The 25,831-nt window shown below is 44.4% G+C and carries 24 protein-coding genes and 1 tRNA gene; 3 read left to right on the top strand and 22 right to left on the bottom strand.

Features of this window, described 5'->3' with window-relative positions; genetic code table 11:
- Positions 1-48: 48 nt before the first annotated feature.
- The 4 genes from gltS to AB4384_RS12470 all read right to left on the bottom strand — a co-directional run bounded on the left by gltS (position 49) and on the right by AB4384_RS12470 (position 4,940).
- Entirely contained in the window at positions 49-1,263 is a 1,215-nt protein-coding gene (gene gltS, locus AB4384_RS12485) for a sodium/glutamate symporter (RefSeq protein WP_017062061.1), read from the bottom strand.
- Positions 1,264-1,517: 254 nt separating this feature from the next.
- Positions 1,518-1,608, bottom strand: a tRNA-Ser gene (locus tag AB4384_RS12480).
- Positions 1,609-1,788: 180 nt separating this feature from the next.
- Entirely contained in the window at positions 1,789-2,238 is a 450-nt protein-coding gene (locus tag AB4384_RS12475; protein WP_017062062.1) for an L-alanine exporter AlaE, read from the bottom strand.
- 248 nt (positions 2,239-2,486) lie between these two features.
- Positions 2,487-4,940 carry an ATP-binding protein gene (locus AB4384_RS12470; RefSeq protein WP_372129621.1) on the bottom strand — a complete coding sequence of 818 codons (2,454 nt, stop codon included), beginning with the start codon at positions 4,938-4,940 and terminating at the stop codon, positions 2,487-2,489.
- 171 nt (positions 4,941-5,111) lie between these two features.
- On the opposite strand from AB4384_RS12470, the gene AB4384_RS12465 reads away from it, so the two are divergent.
- Positions 5,112-5,681 (top strand): UPF0149 family protein, encoded by a 570-nt coding sequence (locus AB4384_RS12465; protein WP_017062064.1) that lies wholly within the window; start codon positions 5,112-5,114, stop codon positions 5,679-5,681.
- A gap of 75 nt (positions 5,682-5,756) precedes the next feature.
- Here the strand turns inward: AB4384_RS12465 and AB4384_RS12460 are convergent, their stop codons facing one another.
- The 18 genes from AB4384_RS12460 to aspS all read right to left on the bottom strand — a co-directional run bounded on the left by AB4384_RS12460 (position 5,757) and on the right by aspS (position 23,592).
- Positions 5,757-6,788, bottom strand: coding sequence for a potassium channel family protein (locus AB4384_RS12460; protein ID WP_017063519.1), 1,032 nt, complete (start codon positions 6,786-6,788; stop codon positions 5,757-5,759).
- 175 nt (positions 6,789-6,963) lie between these two features.
- Entirely contained in the window at positions 6,964-8,025 is a 1,062-nt protein-coding gene (gene nadA, locus AB4384_RS12455; RefSeq protein ID WP_017083926.1) for a quinolinate synthase NadA, read from the bottom strand.
- Between the two features lie 209 nt (positions 8,026-8,234).
- Positions 8,235-9,017, bottom strand: coding sequence for a tol-pal system protein YbgF (gene ybgF / locus AB4384_RS12450; RefSeq protein ID WP_017072257.1), 783 nt, complete (start codon positions 9,015-9,017; stop codon positions 8,235-8,237).
- 33 nt (positions 9,018-9,050) lie between these two features.
- Positions 9,051-9,593: a peptidoglycan-associated lipoprotein Pal gene (pal, locus tag AB4384_RS12445; RefSeq protein WP_017062069.1), complete on the bottom strand. Its 543-nt coding sequence runs from the start codon at positions 9,591-9,593 to the stop codon at positions 9,051-9,053.
- Positions 9,594-9,706: 113 nt separating this feature from the next.
- Complete coding sequence (gene tolB / locus AB4384_RS12440) at positions 9,707-11,059, bottom strand: Tol-Pal system beta propeller repeat protein TolB (RefSeq protein ID WP_017062070.1); 1,353 nt, start codon at positions 11,057-11,059, stop codon at positions 9,707-9,709.
- Between the two features lie 12 nt (positions 11,060-11,071).
- Entirely contained in the window at positions 11,072-12,139 is a 1,068-nt protein-coding gene (gene tolA, locus AB4384_RS12435; RefSeq protein ID WP_017062071.1) for a cell envelope integrity protein TolA, read from the bottom strand.
- A 13-nt stretch (positions 12,140-12,152) separates the two neighbouring features.
- Positions 12,153-12,596, bottom strand: a complete 444-nt coding sequence (gene tolR / locus AB4384_RS12430; protein WP_017062072.1) for a protein TolR — start codon at positions 12,594-12,596, stop codon at positions 12,153-12,155.
- A gap of 3 nt (positions 12,597-12,599) precedes the next feature.
- The gene (gene tolQ, locus AB4384_RS12425; RefSeq protein WP_017062073.1) at positions 12,600-13,283 is read right to left on the bottom strand and encodes a protein TolQ; all 684 of its coding nucleotides are present in this window, start codon (positions 13,281-13,283) and stop codon (positions 12,600-12,602) included.
- Complete coding sequence (gene ybgC / locus AB4384_RS12420) at positions 13,273-13,710, bottom strand: tol-pal system-associated acyl-CoA thioesterase (protein WP_017067533.1); 438 nt, start codon at positions 13,708-13,710, stop codon at positions 13,273-13,275. Before ybgC ends, tolQ begins: the two co-directional genes overlap by 11 nt.
- 172 nt (positions 13,711-13,882) lie before the next feature.
- The gene (gene ybgE, locus AB4384_RS12415) at positions 13,883-14,185 is read right to left on the bottom strand and encodes a cyd operon protein YbgE (RefSeq protein WP_017067532.1); all 303 of its coding nucleotides are present in this window, start codon (positions 14,183-14,185) and stop codon (positions 13,883-13,885) included.
- Positions 14,178-14,285: a cytochrome bd-I oxidase subunit CydX gene (gene cydX, locus AB4384_RS12410; protein WP_372129620.1), complete on the bottom strand. Its 108-nt coding sequence runs from the start codon at positions 14,283-14,285 to the stop codon at positions 14,178-14,180. Before cydX ends, ybgE begins: the two co-directional genes overlap by 8 nt.
- Positions 14,286-14,316: 31 nt before the next feature.
- Positions 14,317-15,453 carry a cytochrome d ubiquinol oxidase subunit II gene (gene cydB / locus AB4384_RS12405; protein WP_017067531.1) on the bottom strand — a complete coding sequence of 379 codons (1,137 nt, stop codon included), beginning with the start codon at positions 15,451-15,453 and terminating at the stop codon, positions 14,317-14,319.
- Between the two features lie 13 nt (positions 15,454-15,466).
- A complete protein-coding gene (cydA, locus tag AB4384_RS12400) occupies positions 15,467-17,053 on the bottom strand; it encodes a cytochrome ubiquinol oxidase subunit I (RefSeq protein ID WP_017062077.1) in 1,587 nt (528 codons plus the stop codon).
- 551 nt (positions 17,054-17,604) lie between these two features.
- Positions 17,605-18,621 carry a Holliday junction branch migration DNA helicase RuvB gene (gene ruvB / locus AB4384_RS12395; protein ID WP_017062078.1) on the bottom strand — a complete coding sequence of 339 codons (1,017 nt, stop codon included), beginning with the start codon at positions 18,619-18,621 and terminating at the stop codon, positions 17,605-17,607.
- A 103-nt stretch (positions 18,622-18,724) separates the two neighbouring features.
- Positions 18,725-19,336 (bottom strand): Holliday junction branch migration protein RuvA, encoded by a 612-nt coding sequence (ruvA, locus tag AB4384_RS12390; RefSeq protein WP_017062079.1) that lies wholly within the window; start codon positions 19,334-19,336, stop codon positions 18,725-18,727.
- 92 nt (positions 19,337-19,428) lie between these two features.
- Entirely contained in the window at positions 19,429-20,889 is a 1,461-nt protein-coding gene (locus AB4384_RS12385; protein WP_102319668.1) for a methyl-accepting chemotaxis protein, read from the bottom strand.
- Between the two features lie 196 nt (positions 20,890-21,085).
- A complete protein-coding gene (gene ruvC, locus AB4384_RS12380) occupies positions 21,086-21,607 on the bottom strand; it encodes a crossover junction endodeoxyribonuclease RuvC (RefSeq protein WP_004736470.1) in 522 nt (173 codons plus the stop codon).
- A gap of 212 nt (positions 21,608-21,819) precedes the next feature.
- Positions 21,820-23,592, bottom strand: a complete 1,773-nt coding sequence (gene aspS / locus AB4384_RS12375) for an aspartate--tRNA ligase (protein WP_017072253.1) — start codon at positions 23,590-23,592, stop codon at positions 21,820-21,822.
- Positions 23,593-23,932: 340 nt separating this feature from the next.
- Here aspS and AB4384_RS12370 point away from each other — a divergent pair, with 340 nt between their 5' ends.
- Positions 23,933-24,838, top strand: a complete 906-nt coding sequence (locus AB4384_RS12370) for a DUF72 domain-containing protein (RefSeq protein WP_029235140.1) — start codon at positions 23,933-23,935, stop codon at positions 24,836-24,838.
- Positions 24,839-24,977: 139 nt separating this feature from the next.
- Complete coding sequence (cmoA, locus tag AB4384_RS12365) at positions 24,978-25,706, top strand: carboxy-S-adenosyl-L-methionine synthase CmoA (RefSeq protein WP_017062083.1); 729 nt, start codon at positions 24,978-24,980, stop codon at positions 25,704-25,706.
- Positions 25,707-25,831: the final 125 nt, after the last annotated feature.

Genomic DNA, 25,831 nt, shown 5'->3' with positions numbered 1-25,831 from the left:
GTCATTATCCCGATGTAAACCTCAAGCAGTCAATAACCGGTCACTTCACTACAGACCAACAAAGAAACTGATCACTAGCGCATTAATCAAATCAACAAAGAAACCACACACTAATGGCACCACAATGAATGCTTGTGGGCTTGCGCCATATCGATGAGTTACTGCCGTCATGTTCACAATTGCTGTTGCGGTCGAGCCTAGAGTGATACCACCGAAGCCTGAACATATCACCACAGAATCGTAGTTTCTTCCCATCAAGTAATAAACGACAAACACAGTAAACAACAGGGAAAGCAAGATCTGGATACTCATGACAACAGAGATATAGCCAAACAGTCCATCGAGATCCCAGATACGCAACCCCATCAATGCCATGGTCAAGAACATGCCTAAACAAATATCAGAGATCATCGCTAAGCCTTTGCGGCCTTGAGCGATTTTCTCTTGTGTACGACGTTTCTTAAACAGTGCGCGACCAACGTTTCCGATTAGGATACCTGCGATCAAACAGCTAACGAATAACGGCAGTTTTAGGCCCATCGAGTCGATAACTTCACTCAAGCTGTAACCCAGCATTAGTGTTAAGTTAAGAATCAACCACGCCCACAGAACGCCGTAGTGGCTAAGCTCTGTTTTTGTTTCACTCTCTTGGAATGCACCAACCGTAACCTCTTCTTCATTAGAAGGGCTTACTTTGTGTTTATTGAGCAGGTAGTTCGCAATCGGACCACCAATCACACACGCTGCAATTAAACCAACCGTGTTTGAAGCGACACCAAGTTCGAGCGCGTTAGCAATACCAAACTCTTCCACAAACATTGGCGCCCAAGCTAACGTTGTGCCTACGCCGCCTATCAAGCTAACAGACCCAGATAGCAAGCCTGCTTTCGCATCCATTCCAAAGCCAGAAGCGACTGCCATTCCGACTACGTTTTGCAACACGATAAAAATGGCAGCAAGACACAGTAGGATGAACAACGGTCGCCCGCCTTTAATCAGTGTTTTAATATCCGCTTGGAGCCCGATGCCAGCAAAAAAGTAGAGAAGCAAAAAGTCTCTGACATCTAGGCTAAAAGTGATTTGGATTTCAAAAATATAGTAAAGCGCCGCTACGGTCGCTGCGCAGACAAAGCCACCAATCACAGGCTCTGGCAGTGAATACTTTCTTAATACTTCAGATCGCTCGATCAAACCTTTACCGATAAACAGTAATGAAATCGCGATCGTAAAAGAGAGCATTGGAGAAACTAGGGTTTCTGTCATGAGGTTATGGATTCCTAATAGTTAGATTATTCATAATATTGCGTACTATTAATAATCTAGGTTCACGCCAAAAAATCAAGCGATTATCTATGATAAAAACACCTAATATGGTTAATTCTGCGACGGTATTAATAGAGATTATAACTATAAAGCAATGATTAAAGGAACGGATATTAGGGAGGTATACAGATGAGGTGGGATATAGAGGCTCTAAAACGAGAAAACCCCAGCATTTCTGCTAGGGTTTTGAATAGTGGTGGAAGGATGGGGATTTGAACCCCAGATACGCTATAAACGTATACTCGCTTTCCAGGCGAGCGCCTTAAGCCACTCAGCCATCCTTCCACAAATTGTGTGTTGAGCATGTCACTCAACGAGGCGCTACTTTATTGATTCTGCTTGCTTTGGTCAAGGGGCATTCTCAAAAAAACTGCCTTTTTCGGTTTGTTCGATTACAAATTAACTCATTAGATCAAAAACAAACCAAATTTCATTCTTTCGCTGCACTTACGCTTGTTGCTTTTCTTAAGCTTGTTGATAGTAGCCAGGAACTCGAAACCATTTACGACACATATCGAGGAAGTAGCCGTAAAGTACGCCCATACCGCACGAGATAACTGCATTACTGGTGACAGCCGTAACGATCTGGTCGCCTGAAGCACCCACTGCCAACAAAATACCCGCATACACTGGAGACTGGAATAACACGTATGCCATCAAATCAGACAAGTTTTTCATCAATGAGCTTTCTGAAAGTTTTGCACCATTGCGTAAGAACCAATCACGAAAAACGCCATAAGGCCAAGCGATAGCAATGTTTACAGGAATAGATAACGTTCGAGAAGCAAGAGATTGCTCAAACGTCATACCAGAAATAAACACTTCTACGATCATGCCAGAAATAAAACAGAAAACGACCATAGCAAATGTATCCGCAGCTGCGTTTCGAATACAAAATGGACCACGAGACTTCATTGACGACAAACCTAAAATATATCACTGCTTAATTAGTGATTTAGTAACATATAAACAAGGCACATTTGCACCTCACCAGATAATGTCGCTATTAAATCACAAGATTAGTAGTCATACACTCCAAATTAAAAATCAAGTTGTAAATTAACAACCAAAAACCACTTTAAAAGCAGTCACTTTCACCAAAAAACCCAACCAAGGTCAAATATTGGACAGTTCGTCATTTACTTACCGTAATTAAACAACATTTAAGCCATAGGTAGATTTACAGTAATGATATTAATGACATCTTGTGTAGGTGGTGATCCTAAAGCAACCTGCTCTAACGCTTTATCGACTTGTTCAGTAAGTTCCACGTTGTTCATAGCTTCAACGTGGACACGTAGGCTCTCTAGTGCAAATTGAACCAGTTCTAGGTTGTTGTCTTCTAGCGCCACATACAACGTCACTAACAGCTCTTCAGTGTTATCTTTGTTGCGAAGATCAGGTTTAGGCAGTGACTCGCTTTTACTTTTCGAATCGTGTGGTTTTACGTCTTGGCTTTCGAGCTCATCCGCTTTTACTTCATGGTATTGATAAAGCTTATTTGAATAGCGGAACAAGGCATCATCCAGTTCACGCTCGTCAATCGGCTTAGCAATAATATAATCCACACCTGCCCCCAACATACGCTCACGAGTCTCTTTAAAGACATCAGCCGTACAACCAAACACCAATACCGATGACACATCGCCTATCAAAGCACGAATAGCAGTGGTTGATTCAACGCCATCCATCACAGGCATATGGTTATCCATGAGCACCAAATCAAAGCGCTCAGCAACCACGGCTTGTATCGCAAGTTCACCGTTTTCGACGCTCTTACAGGTAAAGCCTTTACTGCTCATGAAGGCTTCAATGATCACCGTGTTAGTTCGGTTGTCCTCGACGATCAGTACCTTTAAGCCAGAGTAGTCCAACTTCTTATGTGGCAAACTCTCGATTTCTCCTGGCTGACATGGCTGAATCTTCAAGCGAACATCAAAACTCGTGCCTATCCCTTCTTCACTGGTGACGGTAATACTGCCATCCATCAACTGGGCAATTTTCTTCACAATCGCGAGGCCAAGGCCAGTACCGCCAAAACGCCTTGTGGTCGAAGACTCCGCTTGTTCAAACGGTTTAAAAATACGCTTCTGAGCTTCTTTAGAAATACCAATTCCGGTATCACGAACTCGAATGCTCAGATAGGTGTCACTCCCCTCTACAACTTCTTTCAGGTACACCTCAACAAAGCCTCTGGAGGTGAACTTCACCGCGTTGTTCAATAGATTAAACAAAATTTGGCGAAGGCGAGCTTTATCTGAGAAGTACCAACGACCCGAAGTCACCTCAGAGTACACTTTGAATTGAAGCCCTTTCTCGGAAGACAATGTGTAGTAAACACTGTTAATACTGCCGATGATCGAATCAAGCGGGAAACGCGTTTCATCAAGATCCAACCTGCCCTGCTCGATCTTCGAGAAGTCTAAGATCTCGTTGAGTAGAGTCATCATATGATCGCCGGACTCATACAAGCTCTTAAGATGCTTCTCTTGTTCAGAATTTAGAGGCGTTTTTAATAGGATTTGAGCGGTACCCAATACCCCATTCATCGGAGTGCGAATTTCATGTGACAAGGTCGCAAGGAAAGCGGTTTTTGCATTGGTGGATGCCTGAGCTTTAACCTTTTCCGCTTCGAGATAAATGGTCTTTTCGTTGAAGGTTTTAATCAAATGGCCGATTTCGTCATCACTCGGGTAATCCACATCAATGATTTCGCCGGCTTTCGAGCTATCAACCTGTGCTGCAATCCTTGTGATTGGACTAATCAAATAACGGTTCAATAAGTAATACCCCGCCATGACACAAAGTAGCAATAGCGGAACAATACCGCCTTCAATGCTCATCACCTGACGAAACACTTCGTCTTCTACTCGTGATTTGGAGTTCACCACATCCACTTGCCAGCCGAAATCACCAAATTGATTGCTACTGATGTAAATGCCTTCAACGAGATTAAAGTTATGCGAAACCAACACTTGGTTAAGCTTATCTCTGAGCGTAATGCCAAGGTTGTATTCTTCGGCGTGGTTCTTGATAAAACCAAGCAGCTCTTCGAGCGAGAGATCCACCGTGGCAACACCGGCAAAAGTACCGTCGTAATAATAAGGGGAAGACGCCGTAATCATTCGAACGTGTGTGTATGGGTCGATATACACATCGCTCCAAGAGATCGTTCCTTGTTTTTTGTTGACGACAGAGGTGTACCAATACTCTTCTTGATAAGGGGCATTTTTGGGGTTGTTGTAAGAATATATCTGATCGATTCTTCCATCGTCGGCTTTATTAAAAAAGTAACTGTTGAGAAGCTTTTTAGAATCGAGCGCATAAGGTTCAGGCCAAATACCGGCACTGACAATTGTATCGTCGCTCGCCGCCAACATGGACTTAAATAGCGGAATAACATCATCACCATTGCGATGTGCTTGAGCAAACCCAACGAGACTGTCTACAAAGCCTTGAGAGCTGCTGAGTGGCTCTGTAATCAATGCGGATAACAATTGCGTACGCAAGTCGAGATTTTGTTGTAATTTGGCGCGCACAGGGGATTCTACGACGTAATACGTCACACTACCGACAATGGCAATAAACATCGCAAGGTATAATCCAAGCGCTACCATGCTTTTTTTCTTTAAAGACGACCGTATCTGCATAATTCTTTTATTGTTTTCTTTTCTGTTAAACCTAGTGTTTATCATCCATGACATCAAGCCTTTTTAGATTGAAGCTTGATTGGCACAAGTTCATTGGTACTATAAGCGCAAATATGTTCCCTTTTACGGTACCTCACTTTGACTTTACAAGATATTCTTGCGCTTCCAGAGTTGGAAGGAAAGCTAATCACAGAACACAAAACAATGGGCTTTGTCACTGCAATGGCAGCGGCACCGAATGTGTTAACCCCGCATGAGTGGCTACCGTTCTTATGGGGTGGCGAAGAAGTCGCACCTTTTACGGATGGTGAACAGCTAGAAAGCTACATTGAAGTTATCATCGAGCTTTGGAATAAAACCCGCCCAGAACTGATTGAAGGGACTTGGGTTTGGCCTGAAGCTTGTCAATTAGACGACGAAGAAGTGGTGAACACTGCCGCTCGTGATTTTTGTGAAGGCTTGCTTCAAGGCTGGCAGATTGCTCGCGACGATTGGGAAACACTAATGCCTGAAGAGAGCGAAGATAACGCACTCGTTGGCGGTGTCCTGCTGTCACTGAGCATGCTTTACGATCCAGAAACGTCAATTGCTACGCTTGCAGAGCAAGGCATCGAAGGCCTAGAGCAGTTCGAAGAGATCTTTAACGCTGTTCCTGTGATGCTTTGCGGACTAACGCAGCGTGGCATTGCACTGGCTGAAGCTCAATAACAGTTAGCTTTATACAAGCCAAAAGGCCTCATTATGAGGCCTTTTTTAGTTTTCAGACGAAATAAAATAGTCGCTTTAGAAGCCTTTCCAATCGAAGTCATCAATTCGCTCATCAGCAATATAAAACAGCTTAGTGCCACTGCTGACCACTTGATCTAACTCTGGGTTGAGTTCAATACCGCTCCCCGTATCAATGGCGATCAGAGTTGCTTGATACTTCTCTTTAAACACTGAGAAAATAGGCGCGACGGTGACAGACTCAGCGTCTTCAGGGAAATACGTTGAATACTGTGTCATGCCTCTTGTTGAGCTCAATAATTCTTGGTGAAGCGCACTGGAACCTGGGTCTACCGCAGCCTTTGCTAGCATCTCAGCACCCACCGCTGGAATACATTCTGAGTTAGGGCAATGCTTGTGTAACAAATCGCTCAGCGCTTCATCTTTAAAGTAAACAAGAAGGTGCGCTTTAGGGTTTCGGTTGGCACAGTAAAGCGCCGCAGATAACGTAATGTCGTCTTCTGGGTTATCAATCAGGATGCAACTTGCAGACTCAATGCCCGTTTTCTCCATCTCTTTGCCATCGGTGTAGCTGTTTACTTTGACGAAATTGATTTCACCGGGTAACGGGTTCTCGATATCTGAACGCGTACATAGCACGATTGGTCGTTTACCCGTTTCTTCGTGTTGTAGCATGCGGATGAGATGAATGGTTCTTTGCTCATTCCACCCCAACATCAAAATGTGGTTGTCCACTCTAACTCTCCTTTTTCCTAGCAAGCCCGCTCGCCAATATTCAACACCTTCTGTCGCCACTTTACCGAGCAACGCGGCAAAAAGGCTCAACCCGCCTGGAATCACAAATAGAATAACGATCCACTGCCCCGCTACCGTGGTCGGTGATAAATCACCATAACCAACCGTAGAAGCCGTCACCACCAAGTAGTAAGCGAATACGGTAACCGAACTGGTTAAATCTGTTTCACCCGCCAAATACAGCATCGACCACGATAAAGCGATGTAGCCAAGAAAAGTGAACAGTAAGTTTTTGCCATTCAAAACAAAGATGTTTGCTTTGATCCAGCGTTTGAGTTGTAACCAGATTATCATTCGAGCCTCTAATCTTTTCCTCTTACTTACATGCTAGAAAAAATACGCGATATCAACAAGATGTATCATCAGAAAAAGATACATGACCACAAGATTGATATTGGCGGCCTATACGCAGATACAAAAAAACCAGCACTATTGGCTGGTTTTTTTATTGGTTAGATAAAAGAACGACTTACGCGTTACCTTTTACCTGCACATTTAACTGCTCTGCAAAATCTAGCATGCGGTTCAATGGAATAAGAGACTTCACGCGTAATTCGTCAGAAACGAAGATTTCGTGTTGCTCACCACCATGCTCAAGTGCATTTTCAATCGCTTCAAGGCCATTCATAGCCATCCAAGGACAGTGTGCGCAGCTGCGACAAGTTGCACCAGCACCCGCAGTCGGCGCTTCAATCAGCTCTTTTTCAGGAACCAATTGCTGCATCTTAAAGAAGATACCTTTGTCTGTCGCGACAATCATCTGTGGATGAGGCAGCTCTTTCGCTTTCTTGATCAGTTGGCTTGTTGAACCCACAGCATCAGCCAGCTCAACTACGCTTGCTGGTGATTCTGGGTGAACCAAAATAGCGGCTTCTGGATATACCGATTTCATTTTCTTCAGAGCATCAGCTGAAAACTCATCATGAACGATACACTCACCTTGCCAAAGCAACATGTCAGCGCCAGTTTGATTTGCAATGTAAGAACCTAGGTGGCGGTCTGGCCCCCAAATAATGGGTTTGCCTTCAGCATCTAAGCTTTCAACAATTTCTAAAGCGATGCTCGACGTAACGACCCAATCTGCACGTGCTTTAACAGCCGCAGAGGTGTTCGCGTATACAACCACGGTGTGGTCGGGGTGAGCATCACAAAATTCTGTGAATTTGTCAGCCGGACAGCCAAGATCAAGTGAACATTCAGCTTCAAGCGTTGGCATTAAAATGCGTTTTTCAGGGGTAAGGATCTTTGCAGACTCACCCATAAAACGAACACCAGCGATGATCAAAGTGCTTGCTGAATGACGGTTACCAAACTTAGCCATTTCTAATGAATCGCCAACGAAACCACCAGTTTCTTCTGCCAGAGCCTGAATTTCAGGATCGGTGTAGTAGTGTGCAATTAGAACTGCATCTTTTTCTTGAAGTAGTTTTTTGATGTTTGCGATGTGGGCCTGTTTCTGAGCGTCGCTCAATGGAACTGGCTTTGCCGGAAACGGGTAAACTGTATCGATTTTATCTAGTATATGACTCATTGCTCTTGCTCTACGCAACTTCTTCCGAGAATCCGAGTATTCTACACAGGACAGCGATTGGGATCAAAAAGGATTGGTTGCAAGCGGTGACTAGCTAATGCTTAAAACGCATAAACAAGGCGATGTGTTATCATCACTAGCAAGAGAAGTAAACACTAAACGGAAGTGAACAGGTATAAAAAAGAGGCGCCTAAGCACCCCTATTTTGGTTATAAGTGGGTTTTGGCCACTTTAGCCGAAGCACTGTTTGGGTGCTCGGTTACGACTTGTTGGTAATATTTCTTAGCTTGCGTCGCGTTGTTGTTGCGCGCTGCTATGTCACCAAGCTTAACCAGTGCATCTGCTCGCTTGTTTGAGTCTTTGTACGACACAACAGCAGCGAAGCTCTTCACGGCTTCTTTATCTTGCTTCTTAGCGAAATAAAGCTGACCTAACCAGTAATGTGAGTTAGGTGTGAAGGTAGAATCTGGGAAGTCTTTTTGAAACTTTTGGAATGCAGCGATAGCACCCGTGTAGTCTCGTTGCTTTAGAATCATATCTACAGCATTTTGATAAGCAGTTTGCTCATCCACATCAGTACTGAACGTACCAGAAGCGTCTTTAGAGCCTTCGCTCGCCGCCACTGCTACCGTTGCTGTTCCTGCTGCTTTCACCTCGCCTCTTACGCGATCCAGTTCAATGAACAGTTCACGCTGACGCTCTAGCATTTGCTTCATATCGTAGCTGTTTCGTTCCAGCTCACCACGAAGTTCACTGATCTCCAGTGCCATGTCGTCGATTTGCTGTTGCATTTGAAGCTGAACGAGATTGCGATTTTGAAGCAGGCGCTCTAAACGCTCAATATCTGATTCGTTAGATGCTGATCGAGAGGAAGATGATGAATTGGTTGCGGTGCTATTGAGATCGGATACTGGAGCTGGTGCAGCGAACGCGGTGTTCGCTGCACTTGCCAGTAACGAAAGCAAAATGACTCGCTTTGTGTTACTGAACATGAGGCAATTCCTCAATTATATAGTCTACTAAAATTAGTAAACTAGTACTGCGCGACGGTTTTTAGCGTACACATCTTCAGATTGACCTAGAAGAAGTGGCTTCTCTTCACCGTAGCTTACGATAGAGATTTGGTCAGCTTGAACACCTAGAGCTTGTAGGTATTTCGCTACAGCTTGTGCACGACGCTCGCCAAGTGCGATGTTGTACTCAGGAGTACCGCGCTCATCAGCGTGACCTTCGATAGTAACGTTCATGTCAACGTTCTTAACTAGGTATGCTGCGTGAGCTGCTAGCATTTCTTCGTAATCGCCAGCGATAGTAGAGTTATCGAATGCGAAGTAGATTGTTTGAGTTTCACGTAGCGCTTGCTCTTTAAGCTCTTGCTCAGACAGTTGACCGTTAGCGTCAATTGGCGTTACAACAGTTGTGTCTACATTGCCTTCTGAACCTGAAGTTGTTTGGTTGCTTTCAGTACCAGATGTTGCAGATGTTGCTTCATCAGTTGAGCTACATGCCGTTACTGCCATCACTGGTAGTGCAATCATCAAGCCTTTAAGAACTTTGTTAAGTTGCATCTTTTTTTCCTTACGTTATCAAACTTAGTTTCTACAGCGACTAAGAGTGCTATAGATAGTTAAATGCCACAATAGTTAACACTATCAATAGCTAAAAGAATATGTAATTTTCCCTAGAGGAACGGTGACCATGCAGGCGCTCTTACGCGTCCGTTAGTTGCCGGTAATCTAGCTTTAAAACGTCCATCGATAGAAACCATCGATAGTACATTTGTTTTGTTGTAAATAGAGCTATAGATAACCATACCTCCATTCGGTGCAATACTTGGAGACTCATCTAACAATGTTTTTGTTAGTACCTGAACCGCACCGGTTTCCAAATCTTGCTTAGCCAAGTTAAAACCTGAGTTGCTGCGATTCACCATGATCATGAATCGACCATCAGGAGTGATCTGGCCACCTAAGTTTTGGCTACCTTGCCAAGTAATACGAGAAGTCGAATTATTGGACAAATTTACATTATAAATCTGTGGTTTACCACCACGATCCGATGTGAAAATAAGAGACTTGCCATCTGGGTGCCAGAATGGTTCAGTATTATTCGAACGGCCGCGGGTAATTTGAGTCAGCTTACGGCTAGCAAGGTCAAGTGTGTACACCTGAAGGCTGCCCGTTTTCGACAATACCAATGCCAATGTTTTACCATCTGGCGAGAATCTTGGCGCACCATTGTGACGAGGGTATGACGTCACTTTCTCACGTTCACCCGTGTAAATATTCATGATGAATATTTCAGCTTGGCCATTCTGGAAGCTCACATAAGCTAGCTTTTTGCCGTCTGGTGACCATGCTGGAGACATGAGAGGCTGCTTAGAACGAAGTACTAAACGCTCGTTAAAGCCATCGTAGTCAGCAACACGAAGTTGATACGGGTACTTGTCTTTATCGTTCACTACCACGTAAGAGATACGAGTTAAGAACGCGCCTTTCTCACCAGTTAGCTCTTCATACACTAGGTCTGAGATACGGTGTGCGTACTCTCTCAAGCGATTACCAGGAACCGTAGCCTTCTTATTGAATAGAACGTGATCTTTAGAAAGCACTAATTGGCCTTCATCACTCAGCGCACGACTTTGTCCTTTGGTCAGTTGACCACGAACAATGTCGATCAATTGGTAATTCACCACATACTGCCCTTCGGCATTTTTAGTGATACTACCGGTAAGCAATGAGTCAACACCTAGGTTAGTCCAAGCATCAAAGTTAACCTCAGTTTCGCTGTAAGGCGTTTGAGGCATTTTGCTTGTCGCAACTGGGCTGAATTTACCACTGCGCTGTAAGTCAGAAGCGATAACCGCTGATACATCGTGTGGCAATGGCTCTGAGCCTTCCCAACGGAAAGGTACAATAGCTATAGGTCTTGCAGAGTTAATACCGTCTGTAATAACCAGCTCCAGCGCTGCATGTGCAAACTGGCTGCTTGTAGCTATTAAGAAAACAAAACTCAGTAATAGTTTCTTTAACACAAGTTCGTCCTTTTACTCTGGTGATACAGTTAAGTTAATGTCTTTCAGTGAGTTCACAATGTCTGGGTCTTTAGGCAACGGATAAGATTGCACTTGTGCCACCGCACGCTTGGTTGCTGCACATAAACGGCTATCGCCATCTAAGATACTCAAACTACCCAATATCGCGTTAGAGCCCGTTGGAATCAGCTTAAGGTTCACTCGACATGAGCGTCCTCGATAGCTGTCTTCTAACAACAGGTTCTGTTGAATCAGTTGGGTATAGATAGCCCCATAACGTTGCGCTTCATCAGTGATAAATTGTTGTCTTGCTGAAGAGTTTTGAGTCGCTTCCGTTTCAAGCCCAGCAAAGATATCGTTCAATGCGGCTTCTTGTTGTTTACGCTCTTTTTCTGCTTTTGCTGCAGCTTCTTTTGCCTTACGGGCTTTCTCTGCTGCGGCTGCCGCTTCTTTCTCTTTCGCTATGCGTTGCTTTTCCGCGAGTTCAGCGGCTTCTTTCTCTTTACGAGCTTTGTCTGCTGCCTCTTTCGCTGCTTTTTCTTTTGCCACGCGTTCTTGTTCAGCTTTTGCGATTGCCGCTTCTTTGGCTTTACGCTCGTTCTCGGCTTTCACTAACGCAGCTTCTTTTAGCTTACGGTCAGCTTCGGCTTTAGCGGCTTTCTTTTGCTCTTGCTGTAAACGCGCTTCTTCAGCTTTGCGTTGTTTCTCTTTCTCAACTCGACGCTTTTCAGCTTCACGAGTTGCTTTAGCTTCTTTCGCTTGCTGTTCTTTTAGCTTGCGAATATTTTCTTCTTCAGCTTTACGATTCTTTTCAAGTCGTTCGCTTTCACGTCTGAGTTTGTCTAGACGCTCTTGCTCTTTCTTGCTCGCCGCTTCTCTTTGTTGACGAATCTGTTGAGCTTGCTGGCGAACCAACTGAGGATCAATCACCACTGCTTGAACCATCTGCCCTGTAGGCTTTGGCTCTGACATCGTGAAATCCGCCCCCCAAATGAGCGCAACGAATAAAATGACGTGCAGCCCAAGAGAAATAAGAAGCGGTGATCTGAAATTATTGGATTTTTTATTATTCGCTTTCATGAATGCTACGGAGCTATTCCCTTATATCCGTTAAAAGGCCAACCTTTGGCACACCTGCACGGCTTAATTCATCAAGTAATAAAACCACTTCAGCGTATGGCGTTGCGGCATCACCACCAACCGCCACTGGAGAGTTTGGCTTCAGAGACAACTCGGCTTTCACACGGACGATAATATCTTCCATTGATAAGCCACGCTGTACTTCTTCGTCATTAACGCTCAAGCCAAGTTCACCGTCTTTGTTCACTTCAACGATGATGAAACTTGCGTTGTCGTCACCCAGTAGGTCTTGTGCCGATTTAGCCGTTGAAGCCTGAGGCAATTCAACGTCAACGCCTTGAGTAACAAACGGCGAAGTCACCATAAAAATGATCAGCAAAACAAGCATAACGTCGATGTAAGGTACAACGTTAATCTCTGCTGTCATTTTGCGTTTTTTAGGTTGGTATCCAGCCATCTATTATTCCCTGCCAGCCATCGCTTGACGGTGAAGAATACTGTGAAACTCTTCAGAGAAAGTCGCGTAGTTGTGCTCTAGCTTGCCTACTCGGCTGCTGAAGCGGTTGTACGCCATTACTGCTGGAATCGCAGCGAATAGGCCCATTGCTGTTGCGATCAGTGCTTCTGCAATACCAGGGGCAACCATTGCGAGCGTCGCTTGCTTCACTTCACCTAGTGCGATGAATGAGTGCATGATGCCCCAAACCGTACCAAATAGGCCGATGTATGGGCTGATAGAGCCAACAGTCGCCAAGAAAGGTAAGTTAGTTTCTAGTTCATCGACTTCACGAGCAACGGCAACGCGCATCGCACGGCCAGTGCCTTCCATGATGAAGTCAGGTGATGTTGCATTCGATTTACGAAGGCGAGCGAACTCAGTAAAGCCTGCGTAGAAAATTTCTTCAGTACCAGAAAGCTCGTCTTTGCGTTTGTTGCTCTCTTGGTACAGTTTTGCAAGATCAACGCCTGACCAAAATTTGTCTTCAAACACTTCTGTTTGTTTAGAAGCTTGAGATAACACTTTACTTCTTTTTATGATCATCGCCCAAGAAACAACAGACATGCCCATAAGAGTCAGCATGACCATCTTAACTAGTAAACTAGCTTCTAAAATTAGGCCTAAGATTGAGATTTCAGCAGTCACTATTCGTTAGCTCCGTGAGAATAAATGTTGGCATTGCTTTGGGTTTCATTTTTTGATTATCGATACATGCTACCTTAACCATTGCTTTACACAATGCCTTGCCATCAGGATTTACGATCTCTTGACAGAAGACCAAGGTAGCTCGCTTCAACTCGTAAATATTTGTAATGACTTGTAAAGAATCATCAAGACGCGCGCCTTGAATAAAATCAATGTCCATATGTCGGACTACAAAACCGATGTTTTGTTCTAACAATACTTGCTGAGAAACGCCAATTGAGCGCAACATCTCAGTTCGAGCGCGTTCGAAAAACTTAAGATAGTTTGAATGGTATACAACGCCACCCGCATCGGTGTCTTCGTAATACACTGTCACTGGCCACGTAAATGGCTTAGATAATCCCTGCAATTTGATACCACAATCCAAAACGATAAAGATCTCACTATAACCTAACTCCTTATCATTAATAGTATATCGCTGTGAATTTTTTGATTTGAGAGACGAAAAAAAAGGCCATCTGTATAAGATGACCTCTTTTTGGCTAAAAACCCAACAAGTATAAAGGTTCACGTTGTTATGAACCTAAATCATTTGCCTTTTATAGAAGGCGCAGCGTCGTTAGGTAGAGCAAAATTGTGAGTGAAACATATGGGCTAAACAGTAGCTGCCACATCCAAGCTCTTGGCTTAAATCCGATACCGTAAACCATGCTTGAGCATACTGCCCAAATGAACATTGGCCCGATGATCGCGTTAAAGCCACCGATGCTTGTCGCATACGCTTCAGGATCCCACATCACTAAACCCACATGCATGAAACCCAATACTAGGGATAAGGCTCTAAGCAGAGTCTTATCCATTGGTTGATGCAGCTTAGCGATTTGCTCTGCGAGATTACTCACTGTCTTTGTCCATCATTTCTGAATACTCTAGCCATAGAGCATTGATGATGCCGAATGCACATGCTAGAAGTACACCCAAAATCCATGCGAAGTACCACATAAAATTTCTCCTAAGTTATTTCACTTCTAGCTTAGTAAGCTGAAACGTCGTTATCTTCGATGTGTTTCTTATCTAGACGACCGAACATTTTGTAGTATGTCCAAGTTGTGTAGCCAAGAATCACAGGAACCATTACCGCCGCAACGACAGTCATAAGACCAAGCGTTAGCTCACTCGCTGTTGAATCCCACATAGTCAAGCTTTGGTTAGGGTTCAGGCTTGATGGCATTACGAATGGGAACATTGCAAAACCAGCCGTTAGAATAACACCAGCGTTCGATAGGCTTGAGAACAAGAATGCGAAACCACCACGCTCAAAGCGAGATGCAATCACAGCAAGCAGTGGCATTGCTACACCAAGGATCGGCGCAGCCCACATTGCTGGATAAGTTTCGAAGTTTGTCATCCAAGCACCCACTTGAAGTGATACTTCTTTGTTTAGTGGGTTTGAGTCAGCAAACGTATCGATAGTGCTCGTAATTACATAGCCTTCGATAGATTGAACCCAGAAACCACCAATAACGAATAGAGCAATAGCAATTAGGCCAGTGATCTGAGCAACGTTACGAGCACGAGCGTGCAGCGCTTCTGTTGTCTTCATTTGAAGCCATGTTGCACCTTGCATCACGAACAACATCAGAGCCAACACACCACAAAGCAATGCAAATGGGTTAAGCAGAGCGAAGAACGTACCATGGTACTTAGACATCATAAATTCGTTCAGTTCAAATGGAACACCTTGTAGTAGGTTACCAAATGCCACACCGAAAATGATTGGTGGTACTGCGCCACTAAAGCAAAGTGCATAGTCCCAAGTTTTGCGCCATTTTGGATCTTCGATCTTAGAGCGGTAGTCAAGTGCAAGTGGACGTAACCAAAGCGCTGCTAACGTCGCGTACATTGCGAAGTAGAAGCCAGAAAACGACGTTGCGTAAACCAGTGGCCATGCAGCAAACAATGCACCACCCGCAGTGATAAGCCAAACTTGGTTACCATCCCAGTGAGGGGCAATCGTGTTTAGCATAATACGACGTTCAGTGTCGCTCTTACCGATAACAGGTGACAGAGCGGCAACACCCATATCAAAGCCATCAGTTACGGCGAAACCAACCAGTAGAACACCGATCAATACCCACCAAATAAGTCGTAAGCTTTCGTAATCAAACATAATATTCCCTCACTTATACTTCAACTGAACGGCTAACTTTGTCTTCAACAGAGTTATCGTTTTGTTCGAAGTGGTAACGGCCTGTCTTCAAGCTACTTGGACCTTTACGTGCGAATTTCAGCATTAGGTAAACTTCTGCAATCAAGAACACTGTGTAAAGTGCCAGGATAGCGAATAGAGAAGTCCAAAGCTGTTCAATAGTCAGTGCTGATGCAGCAACGTTAACCGGTAGGATTTCACCAACCGCCCATGGTTGACGACCAAACTCAGCAACGAACCAACCTGCTTCAATCGCAATCCAAGGAAGTGGGATTGAGAATAGCGCAGCTTTAAGTACCCATGGTTTCTGTTCGATTTTCTGACGACACGTTTGAACAAACGCAGCACCGAATACAAACAGCATGATGAAGCCACAAGCAACCATCAGACGGAATGACCAGAATAGAGGCCAAACTGTTGGGATAGAATCATCCGCAGCCATTTGGATTTGGTCTTCAGTTGCATCAACAACGTCGTCTGTGTAGCGCTTAAGAAGCAAGCCGTAACCTAGGTCACCTTTCACTTCGTCGAACGCAGCCATGTTTTCTTCAGACTTATCGCCTGCACGTAGCTTTTCAAGCAGCTCGTACGCGTACATACCAGTACGGATACGATCAACGTGGTCATCACGTAGGTCACGTAGGCCCGTTACTTCAGTATCAAGCGAACGCGTTGCGATGATACCCATTACGTAAGGAATTTTAATTGCGTAGTCAGTATTCATTGTCTCTTGGTTTGGAATACCAAAAACAGTAAATGCGGCTGGTGCTTCTTCAGTGTGCCATTCCGCTTCTACAGCAGCGAGCTTCACTTTTTGAACTTCACCAAGCTCGTAACCAGATTCATCACCTAGTACGATTACTGACAAGATCGCCGCCATACCGAAAGACGCTGCAATCGCGAAAGAGCGACGAGCAAAGGCAAGGTCACGACCTTTAAGAATGTAGTATGAGCTGATACCAAGGATGAACATTGCACCCGTTGTGTAACCAGAAGCTACTGTGTGTACGAATTTAACTTGTGCTACTGGGTTTAGTACAACTTCAGCGAAGCTCACCATTTCCATACGCATAGTTTCAAAGTTAAATTCCGCACCCACTGGGTTTTGCATCCAGCCGTTTGCTACCAAGATCCAAAGCGCAGAGAAGTTAGAGCCAAGTGCTACTAACCAAGTTACCGCTAAGTGCTGACGCTTTGACAGTCTGTCCCAACCGAAGAAGAATAGGCCAACAAAAGTAGACTCTAGGAAGAATGCAACAAGCGCTTCGATAGCTAGCGGAGCACCAAAAATGTCGCCAACATAGTGAGAATAATAAGACCAGTTAGTACCAAACTGGAACTCCATGGTTAAGCCTGTCGCTACACCAAGAGCAAAGTTAATACCAAACAATTTACCCCAGAACTTGGTCATGTCCTTGTAAATTTGCTTGCCAGTCATTACATAAACTGACTCCATAATGGCAAGTAGAAATGCCATACCTAAAGTCAGTGGAACAAATAGGAAGTGATACATCGCTGTAAATGCAAACTGCAATCGCGACAGATCAACAACATCAATCATGGTAACTCCTTTGTGTCGGCTGAATGACACTTGTGTGATTATTCACCGCAAAAATCCATGTTAAAACAATTTATGTAATTGTTATTACAAGTTGAAATTTGTAGCAAAAACGTACCGTTATAGTTAGATTATTGTTAAGCATGAGCTAATATAGCTGGCGCTAATATTACTGGTAAAATCAGTATGTTTCAAAAGGTTTATGGGAGAACCCTGCGTTGATTTGTATCAAATTTATTCGAGCAAATTAGAGTTATTTTTGTACAATTATGATTAAAATCACACCAATTATGCTTGTCTTAATAACAGCGCATGATATCTGTGACAAATGCTCAGCACCGCCTCAACATCCGAATTACAACTACCTATAAAGTATTAACAAAAAATATGACAACTTATTTCATTTCCTGTTATCTAAATCAAACCTGAAATCAAAGTTTCCATTTTTGAAGCTCCCTTTTCGATCTTTTTATCGACTCGCTCAAAGAGTTGTTATTCAGTAAAAAGCAAAAAACCCAGCGCTTATGCAACTGGGATCTTTAAAAATGAATAATTTAACGATTGGAGGGTTTATCTATTCCAAAGTGTAAATACGCTCTGTCGGTCGCGATTCGACCTCTTGGCGTCCTTTGTAGGTAACCTTGTTGAATCAAGTAAGGTTCTAACACATCTTCAATAGTGTCTCTCTCTTCACCAATCGCGGCAGCCATGTTGTCGATACCTACCGGACCACCACCAAACTTCTCCATAATCGCCAGCAGAAGCTTTCTATCCATGTAGTCGAAACCTTTAGCATCGACATCCAACATGTTTAGCGCTTTGTCAGCAACCTCCGGACAAATATGCCCGTCGCCTTTTACTTCCGCATAATCACGAACACGGCGCAGTAGACGGTTAGCAATACGTGGCGTACCACGAGCTCGGCGAGCAACTTCTAGCGCCCCTTCGGACTCCATAGAAAGACCAAGGCAATCTGCACTGCGCTGAACGATGTTTTGTAGATCTTCAACCTTGTAGTACTCAAGACGCTGAGTAATACCAAAACGGTCACGTAACGGCGATGTCAGTGAGCCAGCACGAGTGGTTGCGCCAATCAAAGTAAAAGGAGGAAGGTCAATCTTGATAGAGCGTGCCGCTGGGCCTTCACCAATCATGATATCTAATTGGTAGTCTTCCATTGCAGGGTACAACACCTCTTCAACCACAGGGCTTAAACGGTGAATCTCATCAATGAACAGGACATCATTTTCTTCGAGATTGGTCAGTAACGCCGCTAGGTCGCCTGCTTTTTCTAGAACAGGGCCTGAAGTCGTACGAATGTTGACATCCATCTCATTGGCAACAATGTTCGCCAACGTGGTTTTACCCAAGCCTGGAGGGCCAAATATCAACAGATGGTCGAGCGCCTCGTTACGCAGTTGTGCCGCTTTGATGAAAATCTCCATCTGGCCACGAACGTGATCCTGACCTTGATAGTCAGCCAGTGCTTTAGGGCGTATTGCACGATCAATGACATCTTCATCTTTGAATACTGGGTTATCCGGTGCAATAAGGCGATCGGCTTCAATCATAAATTCTGCTATTCCTAACTATGCTCTTGTTGACTCTGCGCTTCTTGACTCTGTGTAAAGGCAAAGTGAATGAGTCTATTTTGTCGAACAAGTATATTGGGTATTAAACCATCGATTTCAGAGCTTCGCGAATCAACTGTTCGCTGGTCATGCCATCTTTAGCCACTTGAGAAACCACCTTGGAAGCTTGAGTCGGCTTGTAGCCTAATGCAAGTAGCGCACTTACCGCTTCTTCTTCCGCGTCGTGAACGGTTGGCATAGAATCAATCGGAGCTGCATCTGTCGCTGGAGTAAACAAGTCACCCGCGCCCCACCCTTTCAGGCGGTCTTTCATTTCAACAACCAGACGTTCAGCGGTTTTCTTACCCACACCCGGAAGTTTAACCAGCGTAGAGATATCTTCACGCTCAACACTCTGCACAAACTGGCTCGCAGTCATGCCTGAGAGGATGCCAAGGCCGAGCTTAGGACCAACACCATTTGCTTTGATGACTTCACGAAACAGCGCACGTTCTTTAACTGTATTGAATCCGTAAAGCAGTTGTGCATCTTCACGAACAACAAAGTGAGTGTAGATAATTGCCTCTTCGCCAACATTTGGTAATTCATAAAAACAGCTCATTGGCATTTGAACTTCATAGCCAACACCACTCACTTCGATTAGTAATTCTGGTGGCTGTTTTTCTATTAATGTACCGCGTAGACGTCCGATCACAATTCACTCTCTTGATGGAATATAATTTGAGGGACAGAATATAAAAGAACTGGATGCTTATCCAGTTCTTTGTGTTTATTAGGATGATTTATTTAAGCTTGCTTAGCTTGGGAAACCACGCTGTTTAAGCTTTCGACCAGTTCTTTTACTGAGGTGACATGCCCGGTCAGTTCAGAACCATAATTAGCGACTAAACTTGACACGGATTTGGTTTCTGCAACGCTCTGCGCCACTTCTGAACTGGCGAGATCGAGTTCTTTCAATGAGCTCATCTGCATCGCCATAATATTGGTGAGCTGATTAACATCGGTCGAGATGGTTTGCACCTCAGAGATAATGCCGTTCATTTCATTGGCCGTAGTTTCAATGATGGCTCTGCCATGTTCCACTTCTTCTTTACTTCGGTCTAATAAGGTTCGAATTTCTATCGCGGAATGGCTGCTTTTCGCCGATAGCTCTCTCACTTGGTCTGCAACTACCGCAAAACCTCGTCCTTGCTCACCGGCACGAGCCGCTTCTATAGCTGCATTGAGTGCTAATAGGTTGGTTTGCTCGGCAACCGAGGTAATCAAATCAGCGACTTTCATGATTTCTTGATTACTTTGAATGATCTGGCTGATTGCACTGGTTGAGGCTTCTAGTGATTCTGAGCTCTTTTGCGCTTTCATTCCGACCGCTTCGCTGCGCTCTTTTAGCTCACCCACAAATGAATTAGATTCTTCGATGCCTTGAGTCATTTGATGCAGTTGTTGGCTCATCTGTTCTGCTGCACTCGCCTGAGATTCGCAATTGATGTTCAACACTTCAACTTGAGCATGCAGGTCTTGAGACTGCTGATCTAAATGGACAGATACGCCCTGTAAGCTTTCAGAGTTTGAGTTAGCTTGGTCTAGGACAATAGAAAGTCGACCTTCACTTTGCGTCGCTTGATTGGCAATCTGTTGGCTTTCCGAGATCGCATCTTCTGCCATTTCAATCGCCACCTCTTTTTGCTTAGCGGTAAACGCTTGAGCAATGCAAATCACCACCAGCGGCATGATCACACCAGACCACGTTTCAACCACTACCGCTTCCGGAGTAAGTACTAACTGCGGAAATTCAAAGCCATCAAGATGAGCTGAAGTCATCACCAAAGAAACGCCAATCACTAACCCACTCCATACAAGGGCGACAATTCGAGTTCCCGACAAGAAAAAAGCGACCACTAACAACGGCACCCAATAAGCCTGTGTTGACGCCACCACACCACCGCTTTGGTAGATGATGTTCAAAGCGTGTACTGCCATCCCGACAAAACCAAAGTTAAGTGCAAGGCTGGGTTTACTGGTAACACGCAACAGCAGTGCGGAGATCAGTTCAAACACGATAAGGAATACAGATGTGGTGATCAGAAGTTGCTCTTCGTGCTTTGTCCATTTAATTAAGCTGTAGACACCCACAAAGAAGGCGATAAAGGTAAAGAGTAATAAGATATCGGCTTGTCTGACTTGGTTGTTACTCCACCCATTACTTTTGGGTAGAAACAACGCGCGCCACAGCTTGATAGGGTTCATCAGTGATCATCCTTGATTAACTTGTTAGACCTCTGACCAATGTTAATAACATGTTAAATGATGCGCAATGTTATTATTTGGTTTGTGTTCGAAAGATCTCATTTCATCAAGGATTTAGGGGCGTATTGTTTTGAACTGAGCCAAACGAGGCGTAAGGCTCATGTAATGCAAGCTATTAGAAAATAGAGGGATGGGATTAACGGTAGCGCCCTTTTCTCGCGCCTGTCGCTTTACCAGCAAGAGCTACCAAGGTTTTATTGGTGTTGGCGTGAGTGATCGCTACGCCTAGAGCATCGGCAGCATCGGCCTGTGGTTTAGCGGGTAACTTAAGCATGCTCATCACCATGTTCTGAACCATAGACTTGTCCGCACCACCATTACCCGTCACCGCTTGCTTAATTAAACGAGCCGCGTATTCATGAACAGGCAAATCCGCATTTACAGCCGCTACGATCGCGCTGCCCCTAGCTTGCCCAAGCTTAAGCGCTGAGTCTGCATTCTTAGCCATGAAGACCTGCTCTATCGCAAACACATCCGGTTGGAACTGAGTAATAATTTCGCTCACACCGGCGTAGATTTGTTTGAGTCGGCCCGGCAACTCTTTTTCTGAGGTGCGAATGCAACCACTCCCTAAGTAATATAGGTGGCGGCCATTTTGACGAATAACACCGTAACCGGTAATGCGTGAGCCAGGGTCAATCCCTAAGATAATAGACATAACTTCAAATACTGATTATTTATACATGCTTTATGAGCTTAGTATATCGAACGCAAAAAAAAATGCCCGTCAAATTAACGGGCATTTTATTGTTCTGCGAAAGAAAAAGTTCTATCAAAAACTAAGTTTTGTTGAAAGCTAAAGTGCTATCTAAGACTTAAGCTCTATCGAAAACTCACTGCTTGATTAGAAAGCTGAGCTTAATCGTTTGATTAGTCTTCTTTCTTAGCTAAGTTAACAGCGATTGCTAGCTCTTCCAGTGATGCTGGGTTTGCTAGGCTTGGCGCGTCTGTTAACAGACATGCTGCAGCTGTTGTTTTCGGAAATGCGATAACGTCACGGATGTTCTCAGTACCACAAAGCAGCATTGCTAGACGGTCAAGACCGAATGCTAGACCAGCGTGCGGTGGCGTGCCGTACTTAAGCGCTTCAAGTAGGAAGCCGAACTTCTCTTGTTGCTCTTGTGCTTCGATACCTAGGATACCAAATACCGCTGTTTGCATTTCTGCGTTGTGGATACGTACAGAACCGCCGCCTACTTCGTAGCCGTTGATTACCATGTCGTATGCATCAGAATTTGCTGCTGCTGGGTTCGCTTTTAGCTCTTCCGCGTTCACACCTAGTGGTGATGTGAATGGGTGGTGCATTGCGTGTAGGTTACCTTCGCCGTCTTCTTCGAACATTGGGAAGTCAACAACCCACAGTGGAGCCCATGCAGATGTGTCTGTTAGCTCTAGATCCGTACCTAGTTTAAGACGAAGTGCGCCCATTGCTTCAGCAACGATGCCCGCTTTGTCTGCGCCGAACAGAATGATATCGCCAGATTCAGCTTGAGTACGATCTAGAATACCGTTGATTACGTCTTCGCTTAGGAATTTAGCAACTGGAGATTGAATACCTTCCATGCCTGCAGCACGGTCGTTAACCTTCATCCAAGCTAGGCCTTTCGCGCCGTAGATGTTTACGTGTTCAGCGTAGCCGTCGATTTGCTTACGAGTTAGCTTAGCACCACCTGGAACACGGATAACTGCTACGCGACCTTTTTCGTCGTTAGCTGGGCCAGAGAATACCTTGAATTCAACATCTTTAACCAAGTCAGCAACGTCAACTAGCTCTAGTGGGTTACGTAGATCTGGCTTATCAGAACCGAAACGACGAATCGCTTCAGAGAAAGGCATTACTGGGAATTGACCTAGTTCAACATCTAGAAGTTCTTTCCACATATCGTGAACAAGCTTCTCAGTCACGTTACGTACTTCTTGAGAAGTCATGAAAGATGTTTCGATATCGATTTGAGTAAATTCAGGCTGACGGTCAGCACGTAAATCTTCATCACGGAAACATTTAACGATTTGGTAGTAACGGTCAAAACCAGACATCATCAGCAGTTGCTTGAAAAGCTGAGGAGATTGAGGAAGTGCGTAGAAGCTACCTTTGTGAACACGGCTTGGTACTAGGTAGTCACGAGCACCTTCTGGTGTCGCTTTCGTTAGTACTGGCGTTTCGATGTCTAGGAATAAGTTCTCATCTAGGAAACGACGAACGAAGCTAGAAGCACGTGCACGAAGCTTAATACGGTCGCTCATTTCTGGACGACGAAGATCGATGTAACGGTACTTAAGACGCTGCTCTTCAGAGTTCGTTTGGTTGAAGTCTAGTGGAAGCGCTTCTGAACGGTTAATGATCTCTAGACCCGTCGCGTAAAGTTCTACTTCACCAGTAGCCATGTCTTTATTTACTTGGCTGTCCGGACGAACTCGTACTTCACCAGTAAACTTGATACAGAATTCATTACGCAGTTGGTTAGCGATCGGGAAGATATCTTTCATATCTGGATCGACAACAACCTGAACGATGCCTTCACGATCACGCATATCAATAAAGATAAGACCGCCTAAATCACGGCGACGGTTTACCCAGCCGCACAATTCTACAGTTTGTCCCGCCAGGGACTTGTTCAGGTTACCACAGTAATGGGTACGCATAATGAATTTCCCAATCTCTTAATTATTTACTAATTTCCAAGCTGTCAGTGGTCATTCCACACAACAGAGCAAAGGAACATTTATACGCGGAAACTCGCTTAAAATCGACCTTCCACATTCGAATTTATTGTGTTTTATCTGGCTTTGCTGCTTTTTAGCCCATCAAGTGCGCAAAGATTCATCAAAACCGAAAAAATTGCGATAATTATATCTCGAAAGTACCTTAATCAGCAAAACTCTCGTAAAGTAGATTTTCGTTTCAACCCAAAAACTTTTTGTAATGACTGATGGCGTGATGGTTTTGTAATGACTGATGGCGTGATGGATAACGGTGTAATAGATGGATAATCGTGTAATAACAACAGAAACTTTACCTCTAAGACTTGGATTAACTATGTGGTCTCATTCTGAGTGGCAAAGTCAGTTCTACGGTAAAGGCACCAAGCCTGCCGAACGCTTGGAAAAATACACCCAAGTTTTCCATACCGTTGAGGGCAACACCACCTTTTACGCTACGCCAAGTATGTCTACCGTTCACAATTGGAAAGCCGCCAGTCACGATGATTTCAAGTTCACCTTCAAATTGCCCAAATTCATCACCCACCAGCAACAACTGAGACACTGCCAAGCCGAACTCAAAGAGTTCTTGATGACGATGTCGCCACTGCATGACCGTATTGGTCAATGGACGATTCAGCTGCCGCACAGTTTTGAGCCCAGCATGCTGCCTGCCCTACAAAAGTTTTGCACCTTATTCCCAAAAGATATGCAGCTTGGCGTCGAAGTTCGACACTTAGGTTTCTTTGATAAGGGCGATGCGGAAAAACGCTTCAACCAATGGCTGGTTGAGGAAGGCATCAATCGCATCATTATGGACAGCCGCCCCGTTTTCTCTGCGCCACCCACCACAGAAGCGGTGATCGATGCGCATCAGAAAAAACCGCGTGTTCCTGTTCATGCAATTGCTACCGCCAATAACCCGATGATTCGATTTATTGGTCACCCAGACCAAGAACCTAATATTGAGTTTTTTAAGCCTTGGTTTGCCAAAATCCCAAACTGGCTTAATGAAGGCAAGCAGCCCTATTTAATGATCCACACCCCAGACAATAACCACGCACCTGAACTTGCGATTGCTATTTATAAGAGGTTACAAAAGCAAGTCTCTGAAAATACATCATTATTACTGCCCGAACTGGCTCAGTTTCCAGCTCAAAAAGGCAATCACCAAATCTCGATGTTTTAACCTCTCACTTGTAAGTAGCTTCGAACCTTGAGCTAAATCTCAGTTTTCGTGACAGTGGCGTTTTTTTTACGTAAAATACGCCCCCTTTTATTTGGTACGAATTTTGTGCCAATTACGCTGACTGTCGAGAGAAAATGCTATGAGCAACACAGACAATATCTTTTCCGCTCCTATTGATAAAATTGGAGACTTCACCTTTGATGCAAGGGTTGCTGAAGTATTTCCGGATATGATTCAACGTTCGGTGCCTGGCTATAGCAATATCATCTCTGCAATCGGCATGCTGGCTGAGCGCTTTGTAAAGCCACACTCAAATATTTACGACCTTGGCTGCTCGCTTGGTGCTGCGACACTTTCTATGCGTCGTCACATTCAGCAAGAAGGCTGCACGATTTTCGCGATCGATAATTCAGAAGCCATGGTTGAGCGCTGCAAATTGCACGTTAATGCTTACCGCAGTGACACACCGGTAGAAGTGATTGAAGCCGACATCCGTGAAGTGGAAATCAAAGACGCTTCTGTTGTGGTGCTTAACTTTACGCTGCAATTTCTTTCTCCAGACGATCGATACGCTCTGCTTGAGAAAATTCATGCTGGCTTGCGCCCAGGCGGGATCTTAATCCTGTCAGAAAAATACGTATTCGAAGATGAAAGCTCAAATGAACTGCTTATCGACCTGCACCATGATTTCAAACGTGCTAACGGGTACAGCGAGCTAGAAGTAAGTCAGAAACGTAGCGCAATTGAAAACGTGATGCGCCCGGATTCGATCCCTGTTCACAGAGAGCGATTTGATAAGATTGGCTTCTCAAGCAGCGAAGTCTGGTTCCAATGTTTCAACTTTGGTTCAATGTTCGCGATAAAGTAAACATTTTAGATTACGTAACCGTCGCGACACCGTTAGCACGTACTAAAATGTCATCTTCAAGAGCGAGGAACAAACGAATTGGGGATCTCTTATCAAACACGATAAACGAGATTCCCTAGCATGTT

It is taken from the genome of Vibrio sp. 10N.261.51.A4, assembly GCF_041471945.1.
GTDB lineage: Bacteria > Pseudomonadota > Gammaproteobacteria > Enterobacterales > Vibrionaceae > Vibrio > Vibrio crassostreae_C.
The sequence above is the reverse complement of the archived record's forward strand: the minus strand, read 5'-3'. Positions and strand labels throughout refer to the sequence as shown.